At 64.3% G+C, this 26,865-nt stretch carries 20 protein-coding genes; 9 read left to right on the top strand and 11 right to left on the bottom strand.

Annotated features, from left to right (window positions below; translation table 11 throughout):
- Positions 1-467 precede the first annotated feature (467 nt).
- The 7 genes from DL237_RS10200 to DL237_RS10230 form a co-directional block, all read right to left on the bottom strand.
- Positions 468-1,283, bottom strand: a complete 816-nt coding sequence (locus DL237_RS10200; RefSeq protein WP_119398973.1) for an enoyl-CoA hydratase-related protein — start codon at positions 1,281-1,283, stop codon at positions 468-470.
- Entirely contained in the window at positions 1,280-2,329 is a 1,050-nt protein-coding gene (locus DL237_RS10205; RefSeq protein ID WP_119398974.1) for an MBL fold metallo-hydrolase, read from the bottom strand. Before DL237_RS10205 ends, DL237_RS10200 begins: the two co-directional genes overlap by 4 nt.
- Before the next feature lie 12 nt (positions 2,330-2,341).
- On the bottom strand, positions 2,342-3,886 hold the full coding sequence (locus tag DL237_RS10210; RefSeq protein WP_119398975.1) for a class I adenylate-forming enzyme family protein: 1,545 nt from the start codon (positions 3,884-3,886) through the stop codon (positions 2,342-2,344).
- Entirely contained in the window at positions 3,883-4,368 is a 486-nt protein-coding gene (locus DL237_RS10215; protein ID WP_119398976.1) for a MaoC family dehydratase, read from the bottom strand. The genes DL237_RS10210 and DL237_RS10215 overlap by 4 nt, the downstream gene beginning before the upstream one ends.
- Positions 4,365-4,865, bottom strand: a complete 501-nt coding sequence (locus DL237_RS10220; RefSeq protein WP_119398977.1) for an FAS1-like dehydratase domain-containing protein — start codon at positions 4,863-4,865, stop codon at positions 4,365-4,367. The genes DL237_RS10215 and DL237_RS10220 overlap by 4 nt, the downstream gene beginning before the upstream one ends.
- On the bottom strand, positions 4,862-5,989 hold the full coding sequence (locus tag DL237_RS10225) for a RidA family protein (protein WP_119398978.1): 1,128 nt from the start codon (positions 5,987-5,989) through the stop codon (positions 4,862-4,864). The genes DL237_RS10220 and DL237_RS10225 overlap by 4 nt, the downstream gene beginning before the upstream one ends.
- A gap of 79 nt (positions 5,990-6,068) precedes the next feature.
- Complete coding sequence (locus tag DL237_RS10230) at positions 6,069-7,268, bottom strand: acyl-CoA dehydrogenase family protein (protein ID WP_158585614.1); 1,200 nt, start codon at positions 7,266-7,268, stop codon at positions 6,069-6,071.
- A gap of 373 nt (positions 7,269-7,641) precedes the next feature.
- On the opposite strand from DL237_RS10230, the gene DL237_RS10235 reads away from it, so the two are divergent.
- Positions 7,642-9,132 (top strand): alpha/beta fold hydrolase, encoded by a 1,491-nt coding sequence (locus tag DL237_RS10235; protein WP_119398980.1) that lies wholly within the window; start codon positions 7,642-7,644, stop codon positions 9,130-9,132.
- 145 nt (positions 9,133-9,277) lie between these two features.
- Here the strand turns inward: DL237_RS10235 and DL237_RS10240 are convergent, their stop codons facing one another.
- Both DL237_RS10240 and DL237_RS10245 read right to left on the bottom strand, forming a co-directional pair.
- A complete protein-coding gene (locus tag DL237_RS10240) occupies positions 9,278-10,264 on the bottom strand; it encodes an NAD(P)H-dependent flavin oxidoreductase (protein WP_119398981.1) in 987 nt (328 codons plus the stop codon).
- A gap of 53 nt (positions 10,265-10,317) precedes the next feature.
- Complete coding sequence (locus DL237_RS10245; protein ID WP_119398982.1) at positions 10,318-11,286, bottom strand: IclR family transcriptional regulator; 969 nt, start codon at positions 11,284-11,286, stop codon at positions 10,318-10,320.
- A 267-nt stretch (positions 11,287-11,553) separates the two neighbouring features.
- Here DL237_RS10245 and DL237_RS10250 point away from each other — a divergent pair, with 267 nt between their 5' ends.
- The 6 genes from DL237_RS10250 (at position 11,554) to DL237_RS10275 (ending at position 18,244) form a co-directional block, all read left to right on the top strand.
- Positions 11,554-12,471 (top strand): ABC transporter permease, encoded by a 918-nt coding sequence (locus DL237_RS10250; RefSeq protein WP_119398983.1) that lies wholly within the window; start codon positions 11,554-11,556, stop codon positions 12,469-12,471.
- A complete protein-coding gene (locus DL237_RS10255) occupies positions 12,468-13,316 on the top strand; it encodes an ABC transporter permease (protein ID WP_119398984.1) in 849 nt (282 codons plus the stop codon). Before DL237_RS10250 ends, DL237_RS10255 begins: the two co-directional genes overlap by 4 nt.
- Positions 13,317-13,353: 37 nt before the next feature.
- On the top strand, positions 13,354-14,832 hold the full coding sequence (locus tag DL237_RS10260) for an ABC transporter substrate-binding protein (protein ID WP_119398985.1): 1,479 nt from the start codon (positions 13,354-13,356) through the stop codon (positions 14,830-14,832).
- Positions 14,833-14,841: 9 nt separating this feature from the next.
- On the top strand, positions 14,842-15,474 hold the full coding sequence (locus DL237_RS10265; protein WP_158585616.1) for a cysteine hydrolase family protein: 633 nt from the start codon (positions 14,842-14,844) through the stop codon (positions 15,472-15,474).
- 110 nt (positions 15,475-15,584) lie between these two features.
- Positions 15,585-17,345: a dipeptide ABC transporter ATP-binding protein gene (locus DL237_RS10270; protein WP_119398987.1), complete on the top strand. Its 1,761-nt coding sequence runs from the start codon at positions 15,585-15,587 to the stop codon at positions 17,343-17,345.
- Entirely contained in the window at positions 17,345-18,244 is a 900-nt protein-coding gene (locus DL237_RS10275) for an amidohydrolase family protein (protein WP_119398988.1), read from the top strand. The genes DL237_RS10270 and DL237_RS10275 overlap by 1 nt, the downstream gene beginning before the upstream one ends.
- Before the next feature lie 183 nt (positions 18,245-18,427).
- Here the strand turns inward: DL237_RS10275 and DL237_RS10280 are convergent, their stop codons facing one another.
- Positions 18,428-21,883, bottom strand: a complete 3,456-nt coding sequence (locus DL237_RS10280) for a rhamnan synthesis F family protein (protein ID WP_119398989.1) — start codon at positions 21,881-21,883, stop codon at positions 18,428-18,430.
- A 626-nt stretch (positions 21,884-22,509) separates the two neighbouring features.
- Here DL237_RS10280 and ileS point away from each other — a divergent pair.
- Positions 22,510-25,437, top strand: coding sequence for an isoleucine--tRNA ligase (gene ileS / locus DL237_RS10285; RefSeq protein ID WP_119398990.1), 2,928 nt, complete (start codon positions 22,510-22,512; stop codon positions 25,435-25,437).
- 93 nt (positions 25,438-25,530) lie between these two features.
- On the opposite strand, the gene DL237_RS10290 is transcribed toward ileS, so the two are convergent.
- Positions 25,531-25,989 carry a hypothetical protein gene (locus DL237_RS10290; RefSeq protein ID WP_119398991.1) on the bottom strand — a complete coding sequence of 153 codons (459 nt, stop codon included), beginning with the start codon at positions 25,987-25,989 and terminating at the stop codon, positions 25,531-25,533.
- A gap of 373 nt (positions 25,990-26,362) precedes the next feature.
- Here DL237_RS10290 and DL237_RS10295 point away from each other — a divergent pair, with 373 nt between their 5' ends.
- A complete protein-coding gene (locus tag DL237_RS10295; RefSeq protein ID WP_119398992.1) occupies positions 26,363-26,830 on the top strand; it encodes a methylated-DNA--[protein]-cysteine S-methyltransferase in 468 nt (155 codons plus the stop codon).
- Positions 26,831-26,865 lie beyond the last annotated feature (35 nt).

The following is a 26,865-nucleotide window of genomic DNA, read 5'->3' on the forward strand; positions in this document are numbered from 1 at the left end:
CACCGCCACCCGTTCCGTCCGCCCCGTCTCGCGTCCCGTCGTGCGCCTCAGCGCCGCCGGTGAAGGGGGTTCTAGAGTTTACCACCCAAACCCGCAAGCACAAAATTCGCAGAAAAGTCACATTTCGCGCGATCACCGCCGTTGAGCCAATAAAATAAGCGCAATCAGCATGATGATGAGAGCGCTCCAGACGGGTTTCACGCGGCATTTCGGCCCTGCGCAGCCCGTTTCAGCCGATCAGACCGCGGAAAGATTCGGAATCAGGGGCGATTTTTCGGCTCAGCGCGGCCGAATCCTGTCGTCTGCCCCGGCACAGCTCTGCTCAGAGGCCATCTTTTTTCAAACGGCGCCGAATCCGGGCGCTCCCCCCCTGCCCCACCGCATCGCTCGCACCAGCCCCCTGACACCTGCCAGCCTCCGGCCCAAGAGACCGGCGAGGTGTTCCCCTTCCCCGGGGACCGCCCCTGCTAGTAGAGTGGGGGAAAATTCGGCGGGCGTTTTTCAAGGTAGCTGCGGACCCCTTCGGCCATATCGGGGGTTGCGATGCAGGCCTCCAGCTCTCGCTCTGCCATCCGCGTCGCCTCGGCAAGGGTCTGCCCCCAGGCGGCGCGCAGTTGCGCCTTGATCACCGCCATGGAACGGGGCGAACAGGATGCGGCCATCTCCTGCGCCACTGCCAGCGCGGCCTCGGCAAAGCCGGCGTCGGGCAGAACACGGCACAGGCCAAGGGCAGCGGCCTCGGTGCCCAGAAAAATGCGCCCGCTCAGCAGCAGGTCCGCCGCCGTCATCGGCCCGACGAGGCGCTGCAACAACCATGCGGCGCCATGCTCGGCCACGAACCCACGCCGCGCAAACGACGTGGTCATCTTCGCGCCCGCGCGCGCGATCCTTATATCCGCGAATAACGCCAGAACCAGCCCGACGCCCGCTGCGCCACCGTTGATTGCGGCAATCAGCGGTTTGCCTCCACCCATCAGGTAGGAATAGCGCTGTGCGAAATCTCCCTCTCGGGCGGGTGGCGCCTTCATCGCGTTGTCCGCATCGCCCTCGGCACTGTCCATATCCGCACCGGCGCAAAAGGCACGGCCAGCCCCGGTCAACAGCAAGACACGAACCTCGGGGTCAGCTTCTGCGCGCTCAAAGGCCGCGCGCAGGGCGACCTCCATGCCCGGCGTCCATGCGTTCATCCGTGACGGACGGTTCAGTGTCAGAACACAGACCCCGTCGCGCACCTCGTAAACGACATCAGGGGAGTCGGGCCCGATGTCGAGCGCTTCGCTCATGCCACCTGCCTCAGCCAGAATTTCCCATCCCCATCCGCGTCATGGGTCAACGCCCCGCGTGCGATCAGCGTATTCACATGTGCCAGCGTCTCGGCAAAGGCCAGACCGGCGTGGTGCGGCGGCAGTTCGCGGCGAAACAGGCGTGGGATCAACGCACCGACGGTGCTGGGCCCATCGGCCGACGCCGCCATGATCTTGCCACAGACCTTTTCGTGATGGGCCAGCAGCTCATCCACACGCCGATGCAGACCGCGAAACGGCAACTTGTGCCCGGGCAAGACCAGTGCGTCATCCGGGATCTGATCGCGTATTGCCGTCAGGGAGGTCAGGAATTCATCCAGGGGCCGCGCCGAGGGTTCCTGCGGCCAGACGCCGATGTTCGGGGTGATCTTTTCCATCACCTGGTCCGCCGCAAGGAAAACTCCCCCCTGCGGATTCCACAGCATCGCCATTTCGTCGGAATGCCCGCCCCCCGTGCGCAGATGCCAATCCTGCCCGCCAATGCGTATCACGTCCCCCGCCCGGATCGAGGTATAGGCCGCAGGCAGCGGCGCGACCGTTTCGATATAGGTCGCACCGCGCCCCAGTATGCCATCGGTGGCTGCATCCGACAGGCCGCGCGCATGATAGAAATCGCGGTCGTGGCCTTCGGTGTCGGCAAACAGCCCCCCCAGCCGGACCCGCGTCAGCAGGAATTCCGACTTTACCATAAGCAGCTCGGCCCCTGTTCGCGCGCACAGCCAGCCCGCCGCGCCAACGTGATCCGGGTGATGGTGGCTGACCAGCAGCCGCGTTACCGGCCGTCCGCCCAGCGGGCCGGCCAGCAAGGTTTCCCAGGTGGACAGCGTCGGCGCATCGCCCATGCCTGCATCCCACAGGAACCAGCCATCGCCGTCTTCGATGGCATAGATGTTGACGTGATCAAGGGACAGCGGCAGGGCAAGCCGCATCCAAAGCACGCCAGGTGCCACGCGGATCGCCTGCCCGGTCGTCGGCGCATCGGGAAAGGGGTGATCCAGACCGTTTGGTACAGCGATGGTGTTCATTGGGACCTCCGATCAGTCAAGGGGCGCATCCAGCGCATCCATCAGGTGCGCCTTGAGCTTGTTTCGCTCGACCTTGCCGGTCGAATTCGAAGGAATTTCAGGCACGAAGAAATAGCGCCGGGGCCGTTTGAAATCTGCCAGGTCGGGGCTCTCGCGGCACCAGCGATCCAAGGCCTCGGCGGTCAGATCCGTATCCTTGGCGACAATCGCCGCACAGACCATGTCGCCCCATTTCGTGCTCGGCAGGCCGATGACAGCCGCGTCGCGGATCGCGGGATGACGAAACAGCACGTTCTCCACTTCGGAGGGATGGATATTCTCGCCCCCCGACTTGATCGTGTAGTCGATACGACCATGCACGTAGAGGCTGCCATCCTCTTCGATCGACCCAGCGTCGCCGGTAAAATACCAGCCATCGCGCAGCACCTGGGCGGTCTTTTCGGGCAGGCCAAGGTAACCGTCCATCACGGCCGGAGACTTCGCGATCACTTGCCCGATCTGACCGGGCGCGGCGATGTCGTTCGGGTCGGTGGCATCCGGCTTGACCAGCCGCATGTGAACCGAAGCCAGCTCATGCCCGACCGATCCGATGCGATCGGGGCGTTGCTTGTAATCGATGCCCGTGCAGGTCAGCGCCTCTGTCATGCCGAACAGGTTCATGAAGCGCCCTGAAAACAGCGCCATCGCCGCCTGCGTGGTTTCATCATTCAGGTTCTGCCCTCCGAAAAAACCGGTGCGCAGCGATGTCAGGTCGTATTTCGACAAATCCTGTTGCATCATCATGACCAGCTGCGTCGGCACACCGTGCAATACGCTGACCCGTTCATCGACGACGTGGCTCATCGTCTCGTCCACATCGAACCCCCGCGTGATGATCGCGGTCGCCCCCAACATGATGAAGGGCAGCACTTGCAGCTGCAATTGCGCAATATGGAACAGCGGCTTGTTGTGGATGCAGATATCGGTATGTCGAAAGCCGATTTCCTGAGCGGTCATCATGGCGCCGATGGTTTCTGCCCGATGGCTGCGCAACACGCCTTTCGGCAATCCCGTCGTGCCCGAGGTGTACATGATAAAGGCCGTGTCGTTCCATCCCGCGCCCAGCGGCGGCTCGGTATCCGAAGCAGGTGCGATGAAGTCATGGAACTCGGTTGCGAAACCGGGACGCGCAGCGCCGATATTGACAAAACCCAGCACATCGAGATCCGGCACGATCTGCGCCACCCGGTCTGCCAGGTCATCGTCAAAGACAACCATGCGGGCCTGCGAATTGCCGATGATGAACTTCAGCTCGTTCGCGGCCAGCCGATAATTCACGGGCACCGGAACCGCGCCCATCTTCAACAGGCCGTAAAAGCTGGCCACCTGCTCAGGCAGGTTCCACGTCAGAAAGGCAACCCTGTCTCCCGGCCGCACGCCGCGCGCGGCAAAGGCATTGGCCGCCCGGTTGGCCAGTTTGTTGAAGGCGCTGTAACTCCAGCGCTGTCCTTCAAAGATGATTGCGGTCTTGTCCGGCCAGCGCGCAGCGGCCTGGGTAAGGTGGTGCCCAATATTCACGTGCGAATACCTTCTTCTGTGGCTTTTCCGGCAGAGTGTTCCGAGTCAGTTTCCGCGACCCCAGTTGCCGGCAGGATCACGACCGAAATGCAGGAGGCAACGCGCGTGCCCGCCTTTTCGATCTGTTGGCTGACCTCTATCTCGGTCCCGTCTGCCAGGGGCGAAACACTGGTGATGACGGCGCGGCATTCCACGTGATCGCCGGCAAAACACATCGCGTGATAGCGAAGCTTCATGCCCCCCACGAACGCCTGCGGTCCGCAATATGCGCGCAGCTGGCGGGCGAACCATGCCCCCCACATCTGGCCATCCACGAATGGCGCCGAAAGGCCCAGATCGCGTGCGGCGGCATCATTGTAATGACAGGCGTACCAATCCCAGGTGGCCGCACCGTAGGCCATCAGGTCAACCGGGGTCAGCGTCTTTTCAAAAGGTGGCAACACGTCCCCTTCGCGCGGGTTCAGCGCCGTTTGGTGCCTCATTGCCCCGCCTCCAGCGGTTGCAGAAAGAACAGCTCTCGGTTCGTGGCGACGATCGCGCCCGCGGCATCCAGATATTCCGCCAGCGACACGGCCAGCAATTGCCCGCGCCCGTCGCGCGATGATTTCGCCTCGACACTTTCCAGCCGATAGCGCACCGAAATACGGTCGCTCGGCACGATGGGCCGCTTGAACACATAGTCCTGGCCGCCGCGGATGGTGCGAAACCCCTTGGGCCACGGCCATTCGTGCGGGATATATCCATTGGCACTGGGCGTATTGCCCGCGTATTGCCCGGTCTCCACCACGAATGTCGGGGGGGCGATACGCCCGGAATACCCCTGGCGACGGGCCGCCGCATCGTCGACATAAATCGGATCCGTATCCCCGACGGCGATGGCAAAATATCGGATCGCCGCGCCGCCGATCTCTTCGTGCGCGGGATAGTATCGCTCCGCGCCAATCAGGGCGCGGATCTCATCGCTCAGCAGATCGCTCATTCCGAGATCACGGCAATCGGCACGATTTCAATCACGAAACTGCGTTTCAGGATACCTTCGCAAACCACTCCGGTCGCCGCAGGCAGCACCTGCGATCCGAAATACTTGCGCCGGACATCCGCGACGCCCTTGTACGCCTCCAAGGTCTGGCTTTCGACGAATTCCAGCGTATGCACCACGTCCGACATCTTGGCCCCGGCAACCGCCAGCATCGTCTGGATCGAAGCATAGATCATGTCTGCCTGGGCCACGATGTCATAGTCGTGAAAGCATTCTCCGGTCGCACAGTTCAGTGCCCCGAACCCTGACCCGAACACCAGCTTGCCCGCCTTGACCCCCGCCGAATAGGACAGGCTGTCATATCGATCCCAGCCCGGCACGCGAATGCGTTCGGGCACATCGCGGGTTGCGGTGATATCGTATTGCACGACGGCATCGGGATGCAGCAGGCCCGGTTGCATGATCCCGGCGGCCCCGGGATAGACAGGCCCCAGCGCGTCGAACCGTGGCTGGCCTGCACCGCGGTAATCCCGCCGGACACTCGGCAGCAGATAGTCGATGGTCTGCACGACGTGGCTCAGGTCCAGACCCATGGCCAGCAGCATCTCTTCCGCCACCTCGAAAATGCGCGCCGTCTGCCCGACCACGTCGCCGGGATAGCAGATCTCGCCATTCTTCAGCGGCAGGATCGTCGGCAGGTGCACGACGCCCTTGGAAATTCCCGCCGCCGCAATATCCGTGTTCGCCTCGATCTCGATCAGGGCATCGGGCCGCAGCAGGCCCTTGACCGGCACGGTGTTGACGCAGATTTCACGTCCGCCCAGGATTTCCGTGCGCACCCCGATTGCTTCGCCGTATTGCTCCAGCGCCGCAATCGGCACGTATTCGGCGACACGGGTCACATCCTGCAGGCTCTTGCCCTCGGCCTCCAGCACGGCCGCGATCTTGGCCCAGGCCAGACGTGCCTGCGCCGCCATGCCGCCCCGGGTCACGACCGCGCCATCGATATGCTCGGATCCGGTCGCGCCGGACAGGAACAAGCCCGCCGGCGTCTTGCGTCCCAGGGCAAAGGCATATTTGCGATAGTCCAGCCAGGGATAGCTTGTCGGTTCGATTGCGCTCATTACACTCAAGTCATCTTCCTTTGTCTTTACCTGCGGTTCCCGGCGGTGCGATCGCCAGGCGGCCGACCACTGTTGGCACTTAATAGGACCGGGGAAGGCCCAGGCGTTCCCCGATGAAATTCCGGCTCATCTCGTTCGACACGGGCGAAAACAGGCCCAGGCGCGCATCCCGGAACAACCGCTCCATCGGGCTTTCCTCGACCAGACCGTATCCGGCCAATATGCGCATTCCCCGGTCGGTCGCCCGTTGCGCGGCCTCGGACGCAAAGACCTTGGCCATCGCCGCCTCTGACGAACACTCGATCCCGCGCGAAATCATCCAGGCGGCCTTCGTGGTGAACAGCCGGGCGTGATGCAGATCGGTCGCGATATCGGCCAGCGGATGCTGAACCGCCTGAAAGGCCCCGATGGGGCGGTCAAAGGCGATACGCTCCTGTGCATAGCCGACCGCCGCGTCCAGCACGCCCTGCATGATCCCGATATAGATCGCGGCTGCCAGGATACGCTCTTCGTCCAGCGTCTTGATCAAGTGGTAGAAACCACGCCCCTCCTCGCCCAGCAGACCATCGGCGGGGGCAACGGCGTCGTCGTAATATGTTTCGCAAGTGCAGGCCGCGCGATGCGCCATCAGCTGCATCCGCCGCGCCTCGAACCCCGGCTGATCGGTCGGCACCATCAGCAGCGACAACCCCCGCGCCGGTTTCCCCTCTGGATGAGGAGAGGTCCGCGCCAACACCAGGACCGCATCCGCCTCGGCCGCGAACGAGGTATAGAGCTTGCGACCGTTGATCTTCCAACTGCCATCATCCTGTTTCACCGCACGGGTCTTGGCGCGCAGCGCGTCAGTGCCGCAATCCGGTTCGGTGATCCCGAATGCAAAGGTAAAATCCCCGATCGCCATCTTCGGCAGCCACGCGTCCTTTTGCGCCGCCGAACCGTGTTCCGCGACCGCGCGTGCCCCCATGAAAAAGCCCACGAGGTCCGTCGCCATCGACGGAAACCGCCGTGCGACCTCCTCGACCAGAACGGCGGCATAGGTCACATCGGCACCCGCCCCGCCATGGCTTTCGGGTATGGTCAGCCCATGCCAGCCAAGATCGGCGATCGCACGCAGGATCTTGTCGGGAATCTTGCGCGCCCGGTCTGCCGCGCGAATGCTTGTTTCCGGCAATTCCCGCTCGAAAAAGCTGCGCACCTGATCCCGGATCATTTCGTGGCCGGGGTCTTGCGAAAAATCCAGAACCGTTTGCATCTCTGATGTGGCATCATCCAGAGTCATATTGCACTCCATGTCGCAGGTCTTGTGGGCGCGGCGGCTCCGGTCCTCACCACGAAGGGCTGGCACCTGGCTCCGGCGCGCGGCCTCATGAAGAAATGATGCGATGCAGCATTTTGGGCGTCAACTTTGATTTCATTTAATGCCATAAAATAACCAACATAGTTCATTAAATGAAATTCTTAGAATTTCATACGTGCATTTTTTGCGCACCGCGCCGCAAATGGGCGCATTTTGTACCCGCTCCTTGCCAAACTTCGGGCATATCCTCACTGCCCGCCGCACAAGTTTTCTATAAGTGAAATTCCGAGTCGCACCACGATGTAATGGCGAAATCCGCCTGATCTCGTGCGACCGGCTTAGCGGAGCCCCCGACATGCCCCATACCGTCACCCGCCTCATCGTCGACGTGGCACAGCGCAACCACCACGTTCGCATCCTCGGCAGCGGGCCCGCCGTCGTCCTGCTGCATCTTTCGCCGCGATCTTCTGTCCAGGTGCTGCCGCTTGCCCAGGCGCTGGCCGACCGCTTTACCGTCTATTGCCCCGATACCCCCGGATACGGGCAATCCGACCCCCTGCGCCAGAAACGGCCCGAGATTGCAGACTTTGCCGACGCAACGGCGGCCCTTCTGGCTCGCCTTGGCCTTCAGCAGGCCACACTCTATGGCACGCACACGGGCGCCGAAATCGCCCTGTCTCTGGCCCGTCGGCACCCCGGCACCTGCTCTCACGTGGTGCTGGACGGACTGCCGCTCTTCACCCGGCAGGAAAAGGAAGAGCAACTGCGCCACTACCTGCCGCGCTTTGCCCCGGAATGGTCCGGCACGCACATGAGCGCGCTCTGGGCCCGCGTGCGCGATCAGCTGATGTTCTATCCATGGTATGCCCACGGAGAGGCGAACCGGCTGCGATTTGATCCGCCACCGCTGGAATTTCACATGCAGGTCATCGAGGATCTGCTGGCCGCCGGGGTCAGCGATGCGCCCAACTACACCACAGGATACAGCGCCGCATTTCGGTATGACGCGCACGATGATGTGCGCGCGGCCGCAGCGGTCAACCTGCCGGTGACCTACCTGTGCCGCGCCGATGACCTGCTGTTTCCGCACCTTGATCGCGTGCAGGCGCTGGCGCCTGCGGCCAATATCCTGCGACTGCCCCCCGATCCGGCCCCCTGGCACAGGGCCATCGCCAATGCCCTGCACCATGACACCCCCGCCCCGCCGCGCCCCGCACAAAGCCAGCGCGCCTTTTTCACGCGCGACGGCCTGTTCCTGCGCCGTCTCGGGCCGGATCGCGACACGGGGCCTGATCGCGACACGGGGCCGGCCCGCCTGCTGCTGCACGGCCATCCAGGGTCCGGCGCGATGCTGTTGCATCACGGCGAACGCGCCAACGGCCCGGTCTGGGTGCCCGATCTGCCCGGCTCGGGCCAGTCCGCGCCACTGCCGGACGGCCCACCAGACACCCTTGCCCCCCGCATGGCCGCCGCCCTCGCCCAGGCGATTCCCGGCTCGGCCCTTGTCGAGACATGGTTCACCGGTGCCCGCGTCGCCGCGCATCTGCCACGCGACCGGTTCACCCTGACCACGCGGCATGACCCCCTGCCACAGGATCCTTCTGAACTGGCGCGACTGCGCGCGCGATATATTCACGACGTGCCCGACGATTGGCACGGCGGACACATGATGGCGGCATGGTGGCGCGCCCGCGACGGGCTGAGCTATGCCCCATGGTTCAGCAGGGACGCCGCACATCAGCGTGCGCTTCCGCTTTCGCCCGATCTGGACGCGCTGCAGGCCCAGACCACCGCCATACTGCTGGGCCGAAAAACCGAACCCGACATCCTGCGCGCACTGCTGTAACAGGCGCCATCACCCAAGCCCCCACGTACGCGGTCATATCCGAGACGTTAGGGGCGCGGCAGGTTTCCCTGCCACGCCCCCGTTCACGTCCACTTAGCCGCACGTGCGCCTCGTGATCTGGCGCACCGTCGATGGCCAGCTGCGATCAGGCCACCGACCGCAGCATGCTGCTTTCGCGCATCAGCCCGGATTTCGCCTTGTCGTAATCATCCACCCAGCGATCGACAATCGCTTCGACCGGGCGCACCGCATCAACCGCTCCGATGCCCTGCCCCGCGCCCCAGACGTCCTTCCAGCGCTTGACCTTCTTGTGGTTCAGCGTCCATTCCAGCGTTTCCTTCGTCTCAAGGTGCAGCTGTTCAGGATCAAGCCCGGCGCGTTCGATGGACGGGCGCAGATAGTTGCCCGGATGCCCGGTGAACAAGTCCGTCATCATGATGTCCTTGGCTTCGCTGTCGACGATCATCTGCTTGTAATCCTCGACCGCATTGGCCTCGGCCGCGGCGATGAAGGCCGACCCGATATAGGCGAAATCTGCGCCCATTGCCTCGGCGGCAAGAATAGACCGTCCGGTCGAAATGCAACCGGACAGCGCCAACGGACCATCCCACCAGGCGCGGATTTCCTGCATCAGGGCAAAGGGCGACACATCGCTGGCATGACCGCCCGCGCCGGCGGCAACCGCGATCAGGCCGTCTGCCCCCTTGTCGATGGCCTTGTGCGCATAGAAATTCGTCGTGACGTCATGATAGACCTGCCCACCCCAGCGGTGCACAGCCTGGTTGACGTCTTCGCGTGCGCCCAGGGACGTGATGATCAGCGGCACCTTGTGCTTCTCGCAGATCTCCATGTCGCTATCCAGGCGTGTGCTCATCTTGTTGACCACCTGGTTCACTGCGAACGGCGCGGCGGGACGGTCGGGATGGCGGGCGTCGTGCGCAGCCAGCTCCTCGTTGATCTGCGCCAGCCAATCGTCCAGCATTTCCGGCGGACGCGCGTTCAGCGCCGGGAAAGAGCCGATGATCCCCGCCTTGCATTGCGCAATGACAAGCTCCGGCCCCGAGATGATGAAAAGCGGAGAGCAGATGACTGGAAGGCGCAGGCGGCCACGTAGCAGGTCCGTCATGGTCATTCGGGCTAGTTCCTTTCTGGATCTGGCCCCTCATGCGCCCTCCTCAGGCGTCATCAGGGCCGGTTTTGAGAACGCGCAGTCCGCTTGCCCGACCAGCGGGTGCGATGCCGTTCCGTTTCAGGCAGCCGATCAAGCTGATCGGCCAGTTCGCGCGCCTCTTCCCGCAGCAGGGCCGCAAGGCCAGCCACACGGTCATCGGCGAAACGTTCGGGAATGCCATTCAGCGTCAGCGCGCCGACAGGACGATTGTTGCGCGAGGTCAGGCACAGGCTCAGCCCCATGATCCGCCCCTGCGGATCGTCTGCGGCCAATGCCCAGCCCCGCTCACGGCACAGGGCGACCTCGCGGCGGATGCTTTCCGCGTCCGAACCGGGCACCTTGGCCAGCCGCGGTGCCGCACGCGCCAGGATATCCTCGATCTCAGGGTCCGGCAGCGGTGCCAGCATGGCAATTCCGGTCGCCCCGGCACCGATCGGTTTGCGCGATCCGATGTCCATCGGCATGGTGCGGACGGGAAAATTGCCCATCTGCACATCCATGCAAATGACATCCAGACCCGAGCGCAGACAGTACATCGCGGTGTCGCCCGTCACTTCGGACAGATGCTCCAGCGCCTCCCGCGCACGATCGGACAGGTCGTGCCGGTTCGATGCCGCCGACGCCAGCGCAAAGAATTCCAGGCCCAGCGTATACCGCTTTGACTGCATGTCCTGATCGACGAAATTGTGGTTCGCCAGGCTGGTCACCAGCCGATAGGCCGTCGCCCGGTCCAGCCCGCTCTGTTCCGCCAGGTCCATCAGGCGCAATCCCTCAGAGGAACCGCCAGCGATGATCTTCAACAATCTCATTGCCTTATCGACTGTCTGACTTCCTTGCGGCGGCTTCTTTCCCGGTGGAATGACCAGTTTGTCATCCGCACCCGTCGGAGTGGCGTCGGGTTCCTGTTTTATCGGCATGCTGCGCGTCTCCTCTGTCTCGCTTTCGGCCCGGCACCCCCGGTCCACACCGAAGGAATGCCCCATAGAGAAGGACGAAGCGCAGCGACTCAAGCCGTCTGATGCTCATCTAAGCAGAATTGTTCATTATCTGACAATATGATTTCGATATTCAAACTAAAATAAATTTCGAGTGCGAATAGTGAATATAAATATTGACAGCAACAACAGTGCAGCCGCAGCATCGAGGCGAAGATTGTTCCAACGGACCCCACACCACGCGCCGCATCGGCATGTCTGCCGCGGCGATACCGGCTCCGTTTCGCACAATCCGCCAACCGCACGGAGAACCGCATGGGCCGATATCTGCTGTCACGTTTGCTCGGGGGTGCCGCCACCTTGCTGGCGGTGCTGACCTTCGTCTTCCTGCTCGTGCGCTTTTCCGGCGATCCCGTGCGCCTCATGCTGCCCGACCAGGCCACAGCCGAAGACGTCGCCGCGATGCGCCATGCGCTCGGCCTCGACCTCAGCCTGCCGGTACAATACCTGACCTTCCTGCAATCGGCGGTACAGGGCGATCTGGGCATATCCCTGCGACAGGGGCGCCCGGCGCTCGACATCGTGCTGGAGCGTATGCCCGCCACGCTGGAACTGGCGCTGATTTCCTTCTCCATCGGCTTCTTCATCGCCGTGGCCCTGGCGGTCATCAGCGAGGTGTCGGGCTCCAGACGCCTGAACACGCTGATCCTGTGGATTGCAACAGCACGCCAATCCGTGCCGCCCTTCCTGTTCGGAATCCTCCTCGTGCTGATCTTTTCGGTCAAGATGAACGTCCTGCCGGCCATCGGGCGCAACGACTGGTCCAGCTACGTCATTCCCGTTGCCACCATCGCCAGCTTTGAAATCGCGCTCTACCTGCGCCTGATCGGCTCGGCGTTTGAGGAAATGCGCGCCAGCGACTGGGTCCGCACGGCGCGGGCCAAGGGCATTTCGCGTCCCCGTCTGGTGCTCGGTCACATGCTGCCCAATGCGCTGCTGCCGGTGATCACCGTCGCGGGCGTGAACCTTGGCGTGCTGATTGGCGGGCTGGTCGTGCTGGAAACGGTATTCAACTGGCCCGGCCTCGGCCGCCTGATCATCGACAGCGTCAGCCAGCGCGACTTTCCCGTCGTCCAGGCCGGCGTTCTGATGATCGCCTGCGCCTTCGTCGTCATCAACCTTCTTGTCGATTTCATCTACGCGGCGCTCGACCCGCGTGTGAGGCATTCATGACCGCCACAGACCTGACCACCCCGAAACGCCGCCGCGCGCGCCTGTCGCTGTCGACCACGCTGTCGCTGATCATGCTGGGCCTCGTGCTGGCGCTGGCGGTGCTGACCCCGCTCTGGCCCGGGTTCGACCCGATGCACCAGGATCTCTTCGGCTCTCTCGGCCCGGCCTTCAGTGATACCGCCCACCCACTGGGGACCGACGCCCTGGGCCGTGACGTGCTGTCACGACTGGCGCGTGCGACGCAGGTGTCGCTGCTGATCGCCGCCAGCGCCGTGGCCATCAGCGCCTGCCTCGGCCTGGCCCTGGGGTTGCTTGCAGGCTGGTATCGCGGGCTGGCCGACACGCTGCTGATGGGCCTGGGCAACATCCAGCTGGCGATCCCCGTCGTGCTGCTGCTGATCGTCCTCGTTGCCGCGCTCGGGGCGTCGACATGGATGCTGGTGCTGCTGCTGGGCCTGACCAACTGGGTGACATACGGCCGCCTGACCCGCTCCATGGTGCTCAGCCTGCGCTCTCAGGAATTCGTGATCGCCGCCCGCACCGCCGGGGCGACGGATCTTTGGATCCTCGCGCGACACCTTCTGCCCAACGTCGCCCCGAAGGTGCTGATCCTGGCGGCCTTCGACACCGGCGTCGTCATCGCCATCGAAAGTTCGCTGTCCTTCATCGGCCTCGGGGTGCAACCCCCCACCCCCTCTCTCGGCATGATGATCTCCGAAGGGCAGCGCTACCTGCAGACGGAACCGCATCTGACGATCCTGCCTGCATTCGTGATCTTCTGCCTGATCGGCGGCATTCAGTTCGCCGGGCAGGGGCTCGCCGCGAAACCTCCCTCTCGCGGCTGACAAGAACCGTTCCTCCCATAAAAAAAAGAGAACACACATGACCAACAGGATCCTGAAAACCACGATCACGGCCACGGCGCTGGCGGCACTTGTGCCGCTCGCCGCCCAGGCACAGCCGGCCGAGGTAATCGCCGGCCTGCACGGCGAACCGGACTCCCTCAATCCGCTCTACGATACCAACCTGCCCGCGCTGAACATCTACTACAACGTGTTCGACCGCCTCGCGACGATTGACGGCAACGGCGATGTCGTGCCCGATCTCGCCACCAGCTGGAGCTTCAACGACACCCTGGACCAATGGACGTTCACCCTGGCCGAGGGCATGACCTGCCAGGACGGCGCGCCGATGGACAGCTCCGACGTCAAGTTCACGTTCGACTCCGCCATGGGCGACAGCACCTCGCGCCTCGGCGGCTACCTCGGTCTGGTCGACACGGTCGAGGCCCCCTCGCCCACCCAGGTCGTGATCAACCTCAAAAGCGCCTTCGCGCCCTTCGATCGGCAGGTCTCGCTGATCCCCATCGTCTGCCAGGAAGCCTATGAGGAAATGGGCAAGGAGGCATTCGGTCGCAAACCCATCGGCTCCGGTCCCTACCAGGTGACGAACTGGGTGTCGGGCGATTCCATCGAAATGGTGCGCTATGACGGTTTCTGGGGCGACGCGGCCAAATACGACAAGGTGACGTTCAAGCCGATCCCGGATGAAACCACCCGGGCGGCTGCCGTGCAATCGGGCGATGTCGATGTCGCGCTCCTCGGTCCGGCACAGGTTGACGGGGTCAAGCAGCAGGGCTCGGTCGATGTCGTCGCGCAGGACGCAAACCGCGTCGTGTTTCTGGGCTTCAACGGCGGCGCGCCGTTCCTTGGCGACCAGAAAATGCGCAAGGCCGTTGACCTTTCCATCGACCGCACCCTGATTTCGCAACGCCTGCTGAACGGGGCCGCAACCCCGACCGCGCAGATCATCGCACCTGTGACCTTTGGCTTCGATCCGACGATGGAGCCGACCAAGGCCGATGTCGAAGCCGCCAAGGCGCTGGTGCAAGAGGCCGGCTATGACGGCACCCCGATCAAGATTTCCTACCCCACCACCGGCCTGCCGCAGATTGACCAGCTGGCCCAGGCCATCGCCTATTTCATGGACCAGATCGGTGTGAAAACCGAACTCGACCCGATGGAGCAGAATACCTTCTACGGCAACTGGTTCGGCAAATCCTTCCCCGGCATCTTCATCTTTGCCTTTGCACCCTCGGTGATGGACGCGCATCTGCCCTTCTACATGCTGCTCGCCAAGGATCAGCAGGGCTATATCTACGATGATCGGATCGACACGCTGATGGCCAAGCAGGTCGGAGAGAACGACGCCGAAGCCCGCGCCGCCGACCTGGCCGAGATTTCGGCAATCAACGCCGAGCGGACGATCTACGCCCCGCTCTTCATCGACAGCTACATCTACGGCGTGTCCAAGGACATCGACTGGTCGCCGCGCCCTGATGGCATGATGGTCTTTCGCTGAGGAATGAACATGACACCCATCCCGACACAGAACACCGCCCTGCTTGTCGTCGACATGCAAAAGGCCTTCATCGACAACCAATACAGCCTTGGCCAGCTCGGCCTTGACGTGACCCCCCTGCAAGCGGCCATTCCCGGCTGCGTCAGCCTGGTCAAGATGGCCCGCGCCGCAGGTATCCCGGTGATCTTCACCCGGTATGTCTACATGCCCGGAATGGTCGACTTCGGGCTGCATCGCGGCGCCAAGGGCGACGAACGCCTGACCAACGGCTCGCTCGGCTTCGGCACCGAGGAGATCGAGGTGATAGACGAGCTCGGAGTGCGCCCCGATGACATCGTCATCGACAAGTCGCGGCCTTCTTCGTTCTACGGCACCCGCCTTGAACCGGTGCTGACCTCGATGGGCATCCGCAACCTGGTTGTCTGCGGCGTGACCACGAACATCTGCGTGGAAACCACCGTGCGCGACGCCGGCCAGCGCGACTACGGCACCTATGTCGTCAAGGACGCGGTGGCCGAATTCACGCCCGAGCGCAATCACTACGCCCTCGTCGGCATGGGCTGGTCCTTTGCCGAGGTCGTCGAAACCGCCGATATCGCCGCCGCCTGGCCCGCCGACGTGGCGACACAGGCCGCCGAATAACCTCGGGGATGGGCGCGCCTGACCGGTGCGCCCGCCTCATGTGCGGGCAGGTGCCGATTGCACCCTGCCCGTCACGCCGTTCTGCCCCTCACGTTTCCGGAGTCCGCCTGATGTCCTCTGCCTCCATCGCTCCGCTGCTGTCGATCCGCGACCTGCACATCGAATTCGACACGCCCCATGGTCCGGTCTCCGCGGTGCGCGGCATCAACCTGGATCTTGCACCGGCGCAGACCGTCGCCGTCGTAGGCGAAAGCGGCTCGGGAAAATCCACCATGGCCGCCGCCGTCAACGGCCTGCTGGCCGGCAACGGGCGTGTCACCAGCGGCCAGATCCTGTTCGAGGGGCGCGACCTCGTACAGGCCAGCGAGGCCGAGTTGCGGCGCATCCGCGGCAGCGGCATCGGCCTTGTGCCGCAGGACCCGATGTCGAACCTCAATCCCATTCAGCGCGTCGGCACGCAGATCGCCGAGGTGCTCAAGGTCCACGGACAGGCCAGCGGTCGTGCGGCCCACGCCCGCGCCGTCGACCTGCTGGACATGGTCGGCATCAACGACCCGGCGCGCCGGGCGCGCCAGTATCCGCACGAATTGTCCGGCGGGATGCGTCAGCGCGTGCTGATCGCCATCGGTCTCGCCTGCCGCCCCCGTCTGCTGATCGCGGATGAACCGACCTCGGCGCTGGACGTGACCGTGCAAAAGGTCATCCTGGACGAGCTGCAAAGCCTGACGGCTGAAATGGGCACCGCCGTCATCCTGATCACCCATGACCTGCCGCTTGCCTCCGAACGCTGCGACGAGGCACTGGTGATGTTTCGCGGAGACATGATCGAACGCGGCCCGGCCGCCCGCGTCATGCAGGCCCCCCAGTCGGAATATACCCGCCGCCTGATCGACGCGGCACCGACCCTTGACGCCCCGCGCCTTGTGCGCAGCCCCACGACCGCCAGTCCCGGCACCCCCGGCAGCCAGCGCGTGCTGGCCGAACTGGTACAGGCCCGCAAGGAATACCCCGGCGCCGCACGCCTGTTCGGTCGCGCCGCGCCCTTTGTCGCGGTCGAGGGCATGAACCTGAAAATCCCGCGGGGCCAGACAGTTGCCGTCGTCGGTGAAAGCGGATCGGGCAAATCCACCACGGCCAAGATGTTGCTGCGCACCGAACAGGTCACGACCGGCGACATCATCTTCGACGGCCTTGCCGTGACCCGACTGCGCCGCAAGCGGCTGCATGATTTCCGCCGCCGCGTGCAACCGGTGTTCCAGAACCCCTATGGCTCTCTCGATGCCCGCTGGACTGTCGGCGCCTCGATCGAGGAACCCCTTTGCATCCACCGCATCGGCACCCCCGCCACCCGCCAGCGCAAGGTCGAAGAGGCGCTGGATGCCGTCGCCCTGCCGCGTGACTTGGCCAGCCGCCTGCCCGCCGAACTGTCCGGTGGTCAGCGCCAGAGGGTCGCGATCGCCCGCGCCCTCGTGCTCGACCCCGACCTCGTCGTGCTGGACGAAGCCGTCTCGGCGCTGGATGTGATCGTGCAGGCGCAGATCCTGAAACTGCTCGCGGATCTTCAGGAAAAGCTTGGCCTGTCCTATCTCTTCATCTCCCACGACCTTGCCGTGGTGCGCCAGATCGCGCACCACGTCTATGTCATGCAGCACGGTCGCATCGTCGAACACGGCGAAACCGAGGCGCTGTTCGCCGCCCCGCAGCAGGAGTATACGCGCCAGCTGCTTGCCGCCATTCCCGGTGTCACGCCACTTGTGCGCGCCGGGGCGCAAAAGGCGCCATCGCTACGCCCGCCCCAGACGGAAACACCCGCAACCACCGACGTCCCGGCAGACCCACGGCACCGCTCGGCCACCGCGCGGACCGCCTGATGACGACTGCCCGTCTTGGCGCCATCGACATTGCCTGCAACCTGCATGAACCCGGCGATGCCACCAGCCACGGTGGCGGTCTCTCTGCCAGCTTTCGTGACCTTCTGCACCTGGATGACCACGCCCGCACCGGCGCCGGTGTCGATGTCCTGCTCGACCAGATGGACCGCGCCGGGATCGAACGCAGCTTTTTGATCGCCGTGCGTGCCGGTGACATGCGCATGCGCGGATCGTTCGAAATTCCCTATGATCGCGTCGCCCGCATCTGTGCCCGGCACCCCGACCGGTTCAGCGGGCTGGCCGGGATCGACCCCACGCGAGGCATGTCCGGCCTGCAAGATCTGGAACGTGCCGTGCGGGACATGGGCTTTGTCGGTGCGCACCTCTATCCGCACTGGTTCGGGCTGGCCCCGGATCACGCGCGCTACTATCCCACCTACGCCAAATGCTGCGAACTCGACGTGCCGATCCAGATCCAGGTCGGGCACGCCCTGATCTATGACCCGGATCGCCCCCTGCGCAGCTTCGGGCATCCGATGACGCTCGATACCGTCGCCTGCGATTTCCCCGAACTCAAGCTGATCGGCAGCCATATCGGCGTGCCCTGGACCGATGAAATGATCTCGGTCGCGTTCAAGCATCCGAATGTGCGCATCGCCACCGATGCCCACCCGCCGCGCCACTGGCCTGCCGCGCTGGTCGACTACCTCGCGCGGCGCGGCGTCGGCAAGGTGATGTTCGGCACCGACTGGCCCGTGGTCGACCCGGTGCGCGCCCGCGCCCAGATCGACGGGATCGAAATGCCCGATGCCGCCCGGCGCGCCCTGCTGCGCGATACCGCGCTGGCGTTCTACGGGCTTACCGATGCAAAGCCCGCGACGGGTTCCACCCCCGCCTAGGCGCGCCTCGCCGCGCCTCGCCGCGCCTCGCCGCACTGCACCAAACACCCCCCCGGCGGGCGGGGCCAAGATGCGACGGGCGCTAAAGACGCCCCCCAGACGAAACCACACGCGAAACCTCTGGGGAAATGCGCCCCGGGCACGGCCCTGAAGGGGCGGCCCGCGATGCGGGCCTGCATCGCCTCAGCGCGTCGTGCCGACCACGTTCAGAACCGCCGTCTTCATCTTCTCCATCTGCGGCAATGCACCGAACAACCGCTCCACTGCGTGCAACTCCGTGCCATCGTCTGGCAGCGGCTCGGACGGATAGCTGTCCCAGTCGAATCCCAAGCCCAGGAACCGCTCGAACAGGGCCCTGCGCATCCAGAACATCGACCCCACCGGAAAGTTGAAGTAATCCGGCAGCGGGCCGGCATTCAGACGCCGGGCAAGATCCTCGGCGATTTCCGCGTTCTCGCACCAGGACATCATCCCGGGATCGTCGGGATAGACGATGGCAATTTCAGGGTCGCGCGCCATCGCGGTGATGGTCCGGCTCGCCATCGGACCGGCCTCCTCGGACCCCAGCAGGTTGTTCAGCATGAAGTTGCTCCACTTGCTGACAACGCCGCGGTCCTGAACATGCAGGGATTTCTTGGTGTGGGTGTGGCCGACGATGTCATACTGCCGCAGGCTGTCACCAAAACCGCTCAGCATCGGGCCCAGGTCACGCCCGATGTTGGGAAAGGCACGGGCCTCCACCAGCTTGCCCTTGTAGGCGCGCGCGCCCTGCGTGACCGCGTCCTCTCCGCCCGCCCGGGTCGAGATGAACAGGTCGGGAAACACGCTGCCGACATTCAGACGCGTGATCAGCTCGTCCAGCATTTCCGGGTAATAGGCGTGGATATGCAATGCCACGGATACCTTTGCGGCCTCTGCCTCGTCGACCTCCGCGTGTTCATCGATGACCAGCGCGTTCCAGATCCCCTGCGGGGTGCCGGTGCCGATGTAATGCGCCAGCGGATCACGGGTCGAATCCAGCCCGGTTTCCGCCGCATAGACCAGCGGATGAAATCCCGGCACGGCCTTGCGCGCGGCCCGCCCGGTCTTGCTGCGATCGACATATTCGGCAATCAGATCCCGCTGGGACATCTTGCGCGCGTGCACATCATAGAAATCCGTCCGGAACATCCCGGAGGCGTCAATCGTGTCGATATCCTCCTGGCGCTGCGCGACCGCGTTCCCAAGATCGCAGGCGACCGCATCGATCTGCGCCACGTATGAGGCCATGTCGAATGTCGGCCCCAGCGCACCGGATTGCCGGCGCCCCAGTTCGATCGCCGCGTCCTTGCTGGTCAGGGCGGCGATGATCCGGTCCGCCATGTCGGAGGTGTCGAAGAAATCCGCGATGCACGCGCCAAAGCCTTCGTCCCGCAGAATTTCGGCAAAACCCGTGGTCTTTTCAAAACAGAAGATCGGCTTGCCCGCATCGATCATGTCGATCGCGACGTTCGGCAGCGGATCAAGGCGCGACGCGATGATCAGCGCATCTGCCGCGGCATAGACCTCGTCCAGCGCCGAGACGGAGGGCAGGAAATGGAAACTTGTCTGCAACTGGGCCCGATTGACCTGGTCGATCAGGAACCGCGGATATTCCGCCCCCTGCGGGTCCAGCCCGTCCCCGACCCAGACAAAGCGGAACCGCGTGGCGGGGGCGCGCTGCTTGATCTTGCGCGCGATCTCGATAAAGACATCCGGCCCCTTGCGGTAATGGATCGACCCGATACCGACCAGCGTGATCTCGGCAGGGTTGCTGCCGAACGCCCGCCCGATGGCGGCAAGCTCGCCTTTCCTGATGGTCTCATCCACCAGCGATGACGGCACCTCGGATTTCCCCTGCGCCAGGATCATCGCCTTGGGGGGGCGGCAGATATGTTGATTTTCCAGCAGGTTCGACAACGTCAGCTCGGTCGAGAACACGACCTTGTCGGCCAGCTCCAGCGTCTCGATGAAATACGGATGGGCCGGCAGATCCGAGGCGAATTCGTGCACCAGCGCCACGATCGGCACCCCCGACTTCTTCAGCGCCGGCAGCGCGCTGTAGCTGGCCGCGGAATTCGCGACGGCGAACAGGGGCTTCGTGGCCTGCGCGATCTCCATGACCCGCACCTCGATCTCTGCCGGTGACATCGTCGCGCGGTCCAGTTCGATGCTGCAATAGCTCTCCTCGCTGAAATATCGCGCCAGCGGCCCGCCCAGCAGCGAAATCGAAATCACGTCATACTTGCGCGACAACTCCCTGATGATGTTCAGCGACAGGATCGGCGCGCCGGTGCGCGTCGCCTCGTGGCTGACCACGATCACGCAGTCGCGTGGCGGCTTGGTCAGGACGGGAACCTCGGGCGCTTCGGACGGGACCACCGGGACCACCGCACCCTGTGGTGACTGCGGTGACTGCGATGACTGAGGCAGCGCCATGATCGGCCGCTTGGGATTGCGCTTCTGCGCGCTCCTGGCAAATCGCTGGGTCATGTCCTTCGGCAAGGGCGGCGACAACTTGGCCAGCACGCGCAGCACACGGTATTCCAGCAGCTTGACCAGCAGCGCCTGCGGCCGCCGCCGCGCGCGCACGACCAGGTTCACCGCCATTTCGCGCTGTGCCTGCAACTGCACCAGGGTATCGTTCTGCGCCTGCAACCTCAGCGCCGCCTCGGCCGCCTGCGCTTCCTGAAGTTCCAGTTGTTCCGTCAGCGCCGTGCGCGCGGTTTCCGCCGCGAACCGCTTCTCCTGGGACGCCGCAAGCTTCTCCTCCGAGGCCGCAAGCTTCGCCTGCGCGTCTTCCAGCAGCTTCACCTGCTCGGCCAGCTGCGCATCCCTGTGCCTGACCACGTTTTCCAGTTCCCGCGCATGGTCGCGCCATTCGCCCAGCTCGCGGGTCCGGCTCTGTTCGACCTGAAGCGCCCAGTTCCGGTTCATGTTCGCGCCCAGCGTGCTATAGGCAAACCGGTAGGCTTCGGCGGCGGCGTCACCGGCCTCGAAAAACGCCGCCAGGCTGGCGGGAACCTCGCCGATCGCAAGCACGCCCAGACCATGCTGGTGAAAGAACTCGAACGTGCTGTAGGTCTCGCCCAGCTCCTTGAACAGCTTCCAGACGCCAAAATCGCGCTCTCTCACGTTGGTGTCGTGGAACAGCACGATGGCGTTGCTGGACAGTTTCGGCAGCCATTCGAAAAAGTCCTGTTTGACGTCGTCATAGAAATGGCGCCCGTCGATATGCAGAAGGTCGATGCCCCCGTCCGGGAAATAGTCCACCGCGTCGCTGAAGGTCGCCCGCATCAGTGTCGAAAACGACGCGTATTTCTGATTGATCGCCGTCACGCTGTTGAAAACCGCGTCGGAATAGAAACCGGCGTGTTCATCGCCCTGCCATGTGTCGACGGCATAGGCCGCGGTTTCCAGGCCCTTGCTGGCGATGGTCTGGCAAAAGCAGAAATAGGAAAATCCGTTGTGCGTGCCCAGTTCGACGAACACCTTCGGCTTCAGTCGCGCAATGACATGAAATGCGAACGGTCCGTGACCCAGCCAGGCCGACTCCACGAAAGTCTCGGGAACCGTCAGACTTTCTCTTGAAATGAAATCCTGTACATTGAACTCGGTCAAAGTGTTTTCTCCCTAGGGCGTCGGACCCTGCGCGACGAAATATCCCCTTGCTTCTGTCAAAATTAACGACCCGCGTCCAGTGCGCCGGATGCACCCGCGCGCCACGGCGGCACCGTTCCGCGCGCCGCTAACCCCGCAGAATCCCTGACAGGTTCGCCCGCCCTGCGCACGCCGCGCCCGACCCGCCGCGCGGCTGGCCCGGGACCTGTATCGGGGCCTTTGGCGGGGCCTGTCGCAGGGCTTGGCACAATGGGGTCACAACCGGCGCACTCCGGCCCGGGAAATGCAGGCGCCTCGGTGCTGGTGGGGCCGCGCGGATGGGGCGAACCGCGCGCCCACGCCCCCCCTTCGCACACGACCTGCACAAGACGACGCAGATGCGCCACCCCCCTGCCCGGGCGTCGGGCAGGCGCTGCCGCCGTCGGATGCCCGACAGGGGCGGCACCCCCTCTGGACGCTCACAGGTCCCGCGCGTATAAGCGCCGCAGGATGACAAATGCTTTCGCCATCATCATTCGAATTACCGGCCCGGCGCTCTCCTTCTGAGCCGCCGGGACAAGGCGTATGGACAGACCGCGCCGCCCCCTCTTCCTGACATTTCGACATGAGAGAACGGATCGCCAAAGATGTGCGCCGACACGCCAGACACCACCGCCGAAACGCCGGACTACAAGTCCACCCTGAACCTGCCCAAGACCGATTTTCCGATGCGCGCGGGCCTGCCCAAGCGCGAGCCGGAATGGCTCGCCCGCTGGGACCAGATCGGCGTCTATGACCGCCTGCGCGAAAAGACAGGCCGGACCTCCTTCACCCTGCATGACGGCCCCCCCTACGCCAACGGGCACCTGCACATCGGTCACGCGCTGAACAAGACGATCAAGGACATGATCGTACGGTCGCACCAGATGATGGGCCACGACGCCCGCTATGTGCCCGGCTGGGATTGCCACGGCCTGCCCATCGAATGGAAGATCGAGGAGCAGTATCGCGCCAAGGGCAAGAACAAGGACGAGGTGCCTGTCGTCGACTTCCGCCAGGAATGCCGCCGCTTTGCCGAAGGCTGGGTCGACATCCAGCGCGACGAATTCAAGCGCCTCGGGATCACCGGCAACTGGGCCGATCCCTACCTGACGATGAACTTCCACGCCGAACGTGTCATCGCCGAGGAGTTCATGAAGTTCCTGATGAACGGCACGCTCTATCAGGGCTCCAAGCCCGTGATGTGGTCGCCCGTTGAAAAGACCGCCCTGGCCGAGGCCGAGGTCGAATATCACGACAAGGAAAGCCCGACGATCTGGGTCAAGTTCAAGGTCGTCGGTACCGGTGACGCCACGCTCGACGACGCCTATGTCGTGATCTGGACCACGACACCCTGGACGATGCCGTCGAACAAGGCCGTCGTCTATGGCGCCGACATCTCCTACGGTCTGTACGAAATCACCGGCCGCCCCGAGGAATGCTGGGTCAACATCGGGGATCGCTACCTGCTGGCCGACAACCTGGCCGCCGACGTGCTGGGCCGGGCCCGTCTGGACGACACCATGTATCGCCGCCTGTGCGATGTGACGCCCGACGATCTGGCAAAGATCTCGCTCACCCACCCGCTCCACGGGGCCGAGGGTGGCATGGGCGAATGGGACGACATCCGCGATTTCCGCGCCGCCCCCTTCGTCACCGACACCGAGGGCACCGGCTTCGTGCATTGCGCGCCGTCCCACGGGATGGAGGAGTATGAGCTCTACCGCGATCTCGGCATGCTGGAGCAGGTCATCACCTACAACGTGATGGACGACGGCTCCTTCCGCGACAGCCTGCCGTTTTTCGGCGGCAAGATGATCCTGAAACCCAACGGCAAGGAAGGCGACGCCAACGGCGCCGTCATCGCCAAGCTGGTCGAGGTCGGCGGCCTGCTGGCGCGCGGCAAGATCAAGCACTCCTACCCGCACTCCTGGCGTTCCAAGGCGCCGATCATCTATCGCAACACGCCACAGTGGTTCGCCGCCATCGACAAGCCTGCGGGCGGCAATGACACCCACGGCAAGACCATCCGCGAACGCGCCCTGACCTCGATCGACCAGCTGGTGAAATTCACCCCGCCATCGGGCCGCAACCGGCTCTATTCGATGATCGAATCCCGGCCTGACTGGGTGCTGTCGCGGCAACGTGCCTGGGGCGTGCCGCTGACCTGCTTCGTGAAAAAGGGTGCCCTGCCGACCGACGCCGACTACCTGCTGCGCGACGACGCGGTCAACGCCCGCATCGCCGAGGCCTTCGAGGCCGAGGGCGCAGACGCCTGGTACGCCCCCGGTGCCAAGGAACGCTTCATCGGCACCGCCGCCGATGCCGCCGCCTACGATCAGGTGTTCGACGTGCTCGACGTCTGGTTCGACAGCGGCTCGACCCACGCCTTCGTGCTGCGCGACCGGGCTGACGGCACCGAGGACGGCATCGCAGATGTCTACATGGAGGGCACCGACCAGCACCGCGGCTGGTTCCACTCCTCCCTGCTCGAGGCCTGCGGCACCCTGGGCCGCGCGCCCTACCGCAATGTCGTCACCCATGGCTTCACGCTGGATGCCAAGGGCAACAAGATGTCGAAATCTCTCGGCAACACCATCGTGCCGGAAAAGATCGTCCAGCAATACGGTGCCGACATCCTGCGTCTCTGGGTCGCCCAGACGGATTACACCGCCGATCAGCGCATCGGCGACGAGATCCTGAAAGGCACCGCCGACAGCTACCGCCGGCTGCGCAACACCATGCGCTTCCTGCTCGGCAGCCTCGGTGATTTCCGAGAGGAAGACCGCGTCGCCCCCGCCGACATGCCCGAACTGGAACGCTGGGTGCTGCACCGCCTGTCCGAACTGGACGAGGTCGTGCGCACCGGCTACCGCGCCTTCGACTTTCAGGCGACCTTCCAGGCCGTGTTCAACTTTGCCACGGTCGAGCTTTCGGCCTTCTACTTCGACATCCGCAAGGACGCGCTCTATTGCGACGGCGACACGCTCCGCGCCAGATCGGCCCGCACCGTGCTCGACCTTCTGTTCCACCGCCTGACCAGCTGGCTTGCGCCGATCCTGGTCTTCACGATGGAGGAAGTCTGGCTTGAACGCTTCCCCGGCGACACCAGCTCGATCCACCTGACCGACTTCGCCGATACCCCGTCGGACTGGCGCGACCCCGCGTTGGCGGCGAAATGGGCCAAGGTGCGTCAGGCCCGCCGCGTCGTCACGGCCGCGCTGGAACTGCAACGGGTGGAAAAGGTCATCGGCGCCTCGCTTGAGGCCGCGCCCGTGGTGCATGTCGACGACCCCGAGACGCTGGCGGCCCTGAAATCCGTCGCGTTCGAGGATGTCTGCATCACCTCGGGTCTCAGCCTGACCGCCGATCCGGCCCCGGCCGAGGCGTTCCGCATGGCCGAGGTGCCCGGCATCGCCGTCGTGTTCGACGCCGCAGAGGGCGAGAAATGCCAACGTTGCTGGAAGATCCTGCCCGACGTCGGCACCCATGCGCACGCCGGCGTATGTGGGCGCTGTGACGAGGCGCTCGGCTGACGCGACGCCCGGCCCACCCCTGACCTGAAACGCGAAACCCCCGGCAGTCCGCGCGACTGCCGGGGGTTTTGCATGTCAGGGCCACACCTGCGCTCAGGCGGCCAGCCGCACCCTTGGCTGAACCAATGTCGCCAGTTGCTGTACCAGCGCATAGATCTGGAACGCGTTGTCCGACCCGCTGTCGCCCGCACGGCTGGCCTGCGCCACCAATCCCTGAAACAGGCTGACAGGGTCCATGCGCGGCGCGTTGTTGCTGAAAGACTCCTCGGCGCGCTCGGCCTGATCTGCGGGATCGGGCAGCGCGTCATGATGGGCCAGCGCCTCGTGCACCCGGTCATGCGGTCCCGGGGCATTCTCCGGCGCCCGATCCGGTGCACGTCCCGGCACCGGCAGCGCCAGCAATCCCACCGGCTCCATCGCGGCCATCGCCTCGACCGGCGGCACCAGCGCGTTGGACCCCGCCACCGTCCGGGTGTCAGGGTCCGCACCGGCCACGCTTGCGCGTGGCTCCACCGGCGTCACGATGCGAACAGAGGTCTGTATCTCGATCATGTCACCGGCTCCTTTCCCGCTGCTGAACACGTAAGACAAACCTGACCGGCAAAGATGACCGAAATCTTGAATCGGTGCTGAATCGCCGCGCCGATCTGCCCCGCCGCCCTGCCCCTCCGCCTTGTCGTGAGTCTGGCGGTCACACAGGGCGATGCCGCGCCCGGGTCGCGCCGCCACAGGATGACCAAGTTTTGTGCAGCCGCGTTAACCTTTGGCCCATGCTGCACCGCGGCGCGAACGCTGCGTTCATCTGGCCTGCCCCGGCGACACACCGAAAGATCGCCGCACGAATACCGACGTGATACCGACGTAGGTACCGACATGAAATCGAGCTGAAATTGCCCCGTGATTCGTGCGCACCGGAAAGGTTAAGATGCCCACAGCCTGCCTCGACACGCCGACCGGCCCTCTTCGCCTGACCGAAGAAGACGGCGCCATCACGCGCCTGTCCTGGTGCCTCGGGCAGGCAGACCTTGGGGGGCCCGCGCCGACGCCGCTGCTGGCGACGGCGCTTAATCAACTGCGTGCCTATTTCGCCGGAACGCTTCGCACCTTCGACCTGCCGCTGCGCGTCGCAGGATCGGATCTGCAACGCGCCGTCTGCACGGTTATGCAGGGCATTCCCTATGGTGAAACAATGACTTATGGCGACATCGCGCGTCGGCTGGATCGCCCGGCGCAGGCGATTGGGCAGGCCTGCGGCGGCAATCCGATCCCGGTGATCATTCCCTGCCATCGCGTTCTGGGGGCCAATGGCCTGGGCGGTTTTTCTGGTCAGGGCGGCGTCGAAACCAAGATCGCCCTGTTGCGGCTCGAAGGCGCCGCGTCGCTGTTGATCTGACGGCCCCGGATACGAAAAATGCCCGCGACCAGCGC

The sequence above is a fragment of the Pseudooceanicola sediminis genome (genome assembly GCF_003575965.1).
GTDB lineage: Bacteria > Pseudomonadota > Alphaproteobacteria > Rhodobacterales > Rhodobacteraceae > Pseudooceanicola > Pseudooceanicola sediminis.

Excerpts from the sequence above, each read along its gene's own strand:
- DL237_RS10270 (WP_119398987.1), top strand. The coding sequence starts at position 15,585 with ATGTCCTCTGCCTCCATCGCTCCGCTGCTGTCGATCCGCGACCTGCAC.
- DL237_RS10295 (WP_119398992.1), top strand. The coding sequence starts at position 26,363 with ATGCCCACAGCCTGCCTCGACACGCCGACCGGCCCTCTTCGCCTGACC.
- DL237_RS10250 (WP_119398983.1), top strand. The coding sequence starts at position 11,554 with ATGGGCCGATATCTGCTGTCACGTTTGCTCGGGGGTGCCGCCACCTTG.
- DL237_RS10200 (WP_119398973.1), bottom strand. The coding sequence starts at position 1,283 with ATGAGCGAAGCGCTCGACATCGGGCCCGACTCCCCTGATGTCGTTTAC.
- DL237_RS10230 (WP_158585614.1), bottom strand. The coding sequence starts at position 7,268 with ATGACTCTGGATGATGCCACATCAGAGATGCAAACGGTTCTGGATTTT.
- DL237_RS10225 (WP_119398978.1), bottom strand. The coding sequence starts at position 5,989 with ATGAGCGCAATCGAACCGACAAGCTATCCCTGGCTGGACTATCGCAAA.
- DL237_RS10245 (WP_119398982.1), bottom strand. The coding sequence starts at position 11,286 with ATGGGGCATTCCTTCGGTGTGGACCGGGGGTGCCGGGCCGAAAGCGAG.
- DL237_RS10275 (WP_119398988.1), top strand. The coding sequence starts at position 17,345 with ATGACGACTGCCCGTCTTGGCGCCATCGACATTGCCTGCAACCTGCAT.
- ileS (WP_119398990.1), top strand. The coding sequence starts at position 22,510 with ATGTGCGCCGACACGCCAGACACCACCGCCGAAACGCCGGACTACAAG.
- DL237_RS10260 (WP_119398985.1), top strand. The coding sequence starts at position 13,354 with ATGACCAACAGGATCCTGAAAACCACGATCACGGCCACGGCGCTGGCG.
- DL237_RS10220 (WP_119398977.1), bottom strand. The coding sequence starts at position 4,865 with ATGAGCGATCTGCTGAGCGATGAGATCCGCGCCCTGATTGGCGCGGAG.
- DL237_RS10205 (WP_119398974.1), bottom strand. The coding sequence starts at position 2,329 with ATGAACACCATCGCTGTACCAAACGGTCTGGATCACCCCTTTCCCGAT.
- DL237_RS10235 (WP_119398980.1), top strand. The coding sequence starts at position 7,642 with ATGCCCCATACCGTCACCCGCCTCATCGTCGACGTGGCACAGCGCAAC.
- DL237_RS10255 (WP_119398984.1), top strand. The coding sequence starts at position 12,468 with ATGACCGCCACAGACCTGACCACCCCGAAACGCCGCCGCGCGCGCCTG.
- DL237_RS10240 (WP_119398981.1), bottom strand. The coding sequence starts at position 10,264 with ATGACCATGACGGACCTGCTACGTGGCCGCCTGCGCCTTCCAGTCATC.
- DL237_RS10290 (WP_119398991.1), bottom strand. The coding sequence starts at position 25,989 with ATGATCGAGATACAGACCTCTGTTCGCATCGTGACGCCGGTGGAGCCA.
- DL237_RS10265 (WP_158585616.1), top strand. The coding sequence starts at position 14,842 with ATGACACCCATCCCGACACAGAACACCGCCCTGCTTGTCGTCGACATG.
- DL237_RS10215 (WP_119398976.1), bottom strand. The coding sequence starts at position 4,368 with ATGAGGCACCAAACGGCGCTGAACCCGCGCGAAGGGGACGTGTTGCCA.